The organism is Actinomadura logoneensis (genome assembly GCF_003428695.1).
Classification (GTDB): Bacteria; Actinomycetota; Actinomycetes; order Streptosporangiales; family Streptosporangiaceae; genus Spirillospora; species Spirillospora logoneensis.
Genome location: NZ_QURH01000763.1, coordinates 1 through 3,867, shown reverse-complemented (window position 1 = coordinate 3,867; position 3,867 = coordinate 1). Strand labels below are relative to the sequence as shown.

The following is a 3,867-nucleotide window of genomic DNA, read 5'->3' as shown; positions in this document are numbered from 1 at the left end:
GGGGCCGCGCCCGCCCGACCGGAGCACCCGCAGCCGTTCGTCCGCGCCGTCCGGCAGCGGGAGCGGCGCGCCGGGCCGCGGCCGGTCGTCCACCACGACGATCTCGGCGGGCGGCGGCCCGGACGAGCCGAGCAGCGCCGCCAGCGTCGCGTGCAGGCTCGGGCGGCCGACGGTGGGGATCACCACGGAGTACCTCATGCCGCGTAGACCCCCTCGCGCCGGACGGTGAACGGGCCGAGGACGAGCAGGTCGACCGGGGCCGACCCGAAGCACTCCAGGGCGTCGCGCGGGTCGTCCACCATGGGCCGCCCCGCGGTGTTCAGGCTGGTGTTGACCACGACCGGCAGGCCCGTGCGCGCCCGGAACTCCTCCAGGACGGCCGCGACGAGCGGCTTGTCGGCCGGATCGACGGTCTGGATGCGGGCGGTGCCGTCCACGTGCACGACGGCCGGGATCCGGTCCCGCCACTCCGGCTTCACGTCGTGCACGAACAGCATGTACGGGCTCGGGATCGGCCCGTCGAAGATCTCGGCGGCGTGCTCGACCGCGACCATCGGCGCGATCGGCCGGAACCGCTCGCGGCCCTTCACCGCGTTCAGCCGGTCCACGTTGCCGGGGTCGCCCGGGTGGGCGAGCAGCGAGCGGTGCCCGAGGGCGCGCGGCCCGTACTCCGACCGGCCCTGGAACCAGGCGACGATCCGGTTGCGGGCGAGGTCCTCGGCGACCGTCGCGGCCAGGTCGTCCGGGCGCTCGTACGGCACGTGCGCCTCCTCCAGGCGGGCCGCGATCTCCTCGTCGGGCCAGCTGCGGCCGAGGTCCGCGCCGGGCATCGGCTCGACCGGCTCGCCCGCCCCCCGCACCACGTGCAGGGCCGCGCCGAGGGCCGTCCCGGCGTCCCCGGCGGCGGGCTGCACCCACACCTCGTCGTACGGGCCCTCCCGGGCGATCCGGGAGTTGGCGACGCAGTTGAGCGCCACGCCGCCCGCCATGGACAGCCGCCGCGACCCGGTCCTGCCGTGCAGCCAGTGCACCAGCTCCAGCAGGACCTCCTCCAGGCGGAGCTGGACGGACGCGGCGAGGTCGGCGTGGTCGCGGGTCCACTCGCCGCCCGGCGGACGCGGTTTGGCCAGCGACGACCAGTCGATCCCGGCCGAGGCGAACCCGCCGTCGCCGGTCGCGCGGACCAGGTCGCGCATCTCGTCCACCAGGGTCGGCCTGCCGTAGGACGCCAGCGCCATCACCTTGTACTCGTCGCTGGACCGCAGGAACCCCAGGTGCTGCGTCAGGTCCTCGTACATGAGTCCGAGGGAGTGGGGGAGCGGCTGGGCGGCGAGCGTGGTCAGCCCGTCCGCGCCGTACCGGCCCGCCAGATGGGAGTGCGACTCGCCGCGGCCGTCCAGGACGAGCACGTCGCCCTCGCCGGGGCGCGGCGCGGCCAGGGCCGCCGAGGCGGCGTGCGCCGCGTGGTGCGGGACGAACCGGACCACGCCCGGGTCGAGCCCGGGCAGCGCGTCCGCCAGCATGTGCGGGGCGTGCTCCGCGTACAGCGTGCGCAGCCGTTCCCACTTGTCCTCGTGCCCCGGCAGCCCCGGTTCGACGAGGCCGGGATCGTAGGAGTAGGCGACCGCGTCCAGGTCGCCCGGCTCCAGGTCGGCCGTCTCCAGGCACCACCGGGCGGACTTCTCCGGGAGCTCCCAGGCGGAGAAGGCGTACGGCCGCTTGCCGTGCTTGCGGCGGCTGAACCGCTCCTCCTCCGCCGCGGCCACCACGCGCCCGTCGACGACGAGCGCGGCCGCGGGATCGTGGAAGACCGCATTGATTCCGAGTACGCGCATTTCGAGGCCCCCCTGAGCCGCGCTTCGGACACTCGACTCCGATCCGGAGTCAGTCGCACACTCGGCGCGCATACCCGGCACCGGGGCGTTAAACGGAAACGAGACGAAGTTTTTGTGGCGGAACCGCGAAAAGCCCCTGTCCTGCGGTGATTACCGTCCGCACATTCCGTTTCGACTGTGGGGCACTGACTTCCACCGACCGTGCTGAAACGCGGGGATCATGGCGGCTCCGGTATGCGGCGGCGCCCGTGCGGGTAGGGGGCGGCCATGCGGTACACGCTCCTGGTCATCACCCGGAATCGCCGGCCGGAGCTCCTGTCGACTCTGGGCCGCCTCCGGGCGCTGCCGGGCCGTCCGCCGATCATCGTGGTGGACAATGCCTCGCGGGACGGCTCGGCCGAGGCCGCGTCCCGGCTGCCGGGCGTGACCGTCGTCCGCGCGCCGCGCAACCTCGGGGCCGTCGCGCGCAACGTCGGCGTGGACCACGTCCGCACCCCGTACGTGGCCTGCTGCGACGACGACACCTGGTGGGCGCCCGAAGCGCCGGAGCGCGCCGCCCGGCTGCTGGACGCGCACCCGCTGCTGGCCGCGGTGACCGGCCGCGTCCTGGTCGGCCCGGACGGCCGGGAGGACCCGATCGTCCCCGAACTGCGCGACTCGCCCGTCCCCGGCCCGTCCTGGCTGCCCGGCCCCGCCCTCGGCTCGTTCCTGGCGGGGGCGACGATGCTGCGCGCCGCCGCCTTCCGCGCGGCGGGCGGCTTCTCGCCGAAGCTCTGGTTCGGCGGCGAGGAGGAGCTCCTGGCCGCCGACCTGATGGCGTCCGGCTGGTGGCTCTGCTACGCCGACGACGTGATCGTCCACCACGAGCCCTCGGTGGTGCGGGACTCCGGGCCGCGCCGCCGCCTGGGCATCCGCAACACCCTCTGGACGACCTGGCTGCGCCGCTCCACGCCGGACGCGCTCCGCCGCACCGGCGCGCTGCTGCGCGGGGTGCCCCGCGACCTCACGACCGTCGGCGCCCTGGCCGAGGCCGCCGCGGGGATCCCGTGGGTGCTGCGGAACCGCGCGCCCGTCCCGCCGTCCGTCGAGGCGCGGCTACGCACCTTGGACGAACCGCAGCGGCGCTCGCCCGCCCGCCGCTACGTGGGCTGAGCCCCGCCATGCGGATCGAGAGGGCCACGGAGCCGAAGGAACGGCGCTGAGCGGCAGGGAGGCTGAGGAACATGGGGGCTGAAAGGTATGGAGGCTGAGCGGGACGGCGCGCCCGGCGGGGTGACCACGGTGGTCGCCACGCGGGACCGTGCCGCCGAACTGGCCCGCAGCCTCCGCCACCACCCGCGCCCGGTGATCGTCGTGGACAACGCCTCCCGGGACGCGACGGCCGAGGTCGCCGGCGCCGCCGGGGCCGAGGTGGTGCGGCTCGACCGCAACCTCGGGGCCGCCGCCCGCAACCTCGGCGCGGAACGGGCCGCGACCCGCTATGTCGCGTTCGCCGACGACGACTCCTGGTGGGCGCCGGGCGCGCTCGCCCGCGCGGCCGCGCTCCTCGACGCGCACCCGCGCGCCGCGCTGCTGGCCGGACGCGTCCTGGTCGGCGAGGACGAGCGCCCGGACCCGGTCAGCGACGCGATGGCCGACTCGCCGCTGGGCCGCCCCCACGACCTTCCCGGCCCCGCCGTCCTGGGGTTCCTGGCCTGCTCGGCCGTCGTCCGCCGGGACGCCTTCCTCGCCGCCGGCGGCTTCTCCGAGACGCTGCACTTCGGCGGCGAGGAGGAGCTTCTGGCCCTCGACCTCGCCGCCGCCGGATGGGGGCTGGCCTACGTGCCGGAGCTGACCGTCCACCACCATCCGTCGTCGCTCGGCCGGGACGCGGGCGCACGCCGCCGCCGCGAGGTCCGCAACCGGCTGCTCACCGCCTGGCTGCGGCGTCCGGCCGCGGCGCTGGTCCGCGAGGTGGCCACCGCGGTCCGCACCCCCGACGGACGGCGCGGAGCCGTGGACGCCGCCCGCGCCCTGCCCGCCGTCCTGCGCG

4 protein-coding genes are annotated in these 3,867 nt (G+C 76.1%); 2 read left to right on the top strand and 2 right to left on the bottom strand.

What is annotated here, in order from left to right; all coding sequences use genetic code 11:
• A partial coding sequence (locus tag DZF91_RS26945; RefSeq protein ID WP_147341402.1) for a glycosyltransferase family protein occupies positions 1-198 on the bottom strand: 198 nt, incomplete at its 3' end.
• Positions 195-1,835 carry a carbamoyltransferase family protein gene (locus DZF91_RS26940; RefSeq protein WP_117359969.1) on the bottom strand — a complete coding sequence of 547 codons (1,641 nt, stop codon included), beginning with the start codon at positions 1,833-1,835 and terminating at the stop codon, positions 195-197. The genes DZF91_RS26945 and DZF91_RS26940, both read right to left, overlap by 4 nt.
• Positions 1,836-2,102: 267 nt before the next feature.
• Here DZF91_RS26940 and DZF91_RS26935 point away from each other — a divergent pair, with 267 nt between their 5' ends.
• Both DZF91_RS26935 and DZF91_RS26930 read left to right on the top strand, forming a co-directional pair.
• Positions 2,103-2,987 carry a glycosyltransferase family 2 protein gene (locus tag DZF91_RS26935; RefSeq protein ID WP_117359968.1) on the top strand — a complete coding sequence of 295 codons (885 nt, stop codon included), beginning with the start codon at positions 2,103-2,105 and terminating at the stop codon, positions 2,985-2,987.
• Positions 2,988-3,074: 87 nt separating this feature from the next.
• Positions 3,075-3,867, top strand: a 793-nt coding sequence (locus DZF91_RS26930; RefSeq protein WP_117359967.1) for a glycosyltransferase family 2 protein, incomplete at its 3' end; no start/stop codon positions are given.

Excerpts from the sequence above, each read along its gene's own strand:
- DZF91_RS26940 (WP_117359969.1), bottom strand. The coding sequence starts at position 1,835 with ATGCGCGTACTCGGAATCAATGCGGTCTTCCACGATCCCGCGGCCGCG.
- DZF91_RS26935 (WP_117359968.1), top strand. The coding sequence starts at position 2,103 with ATGCGGTACACGCTCCTGGTCATCACCCGGAATCGCCGGCCGGAGCTC.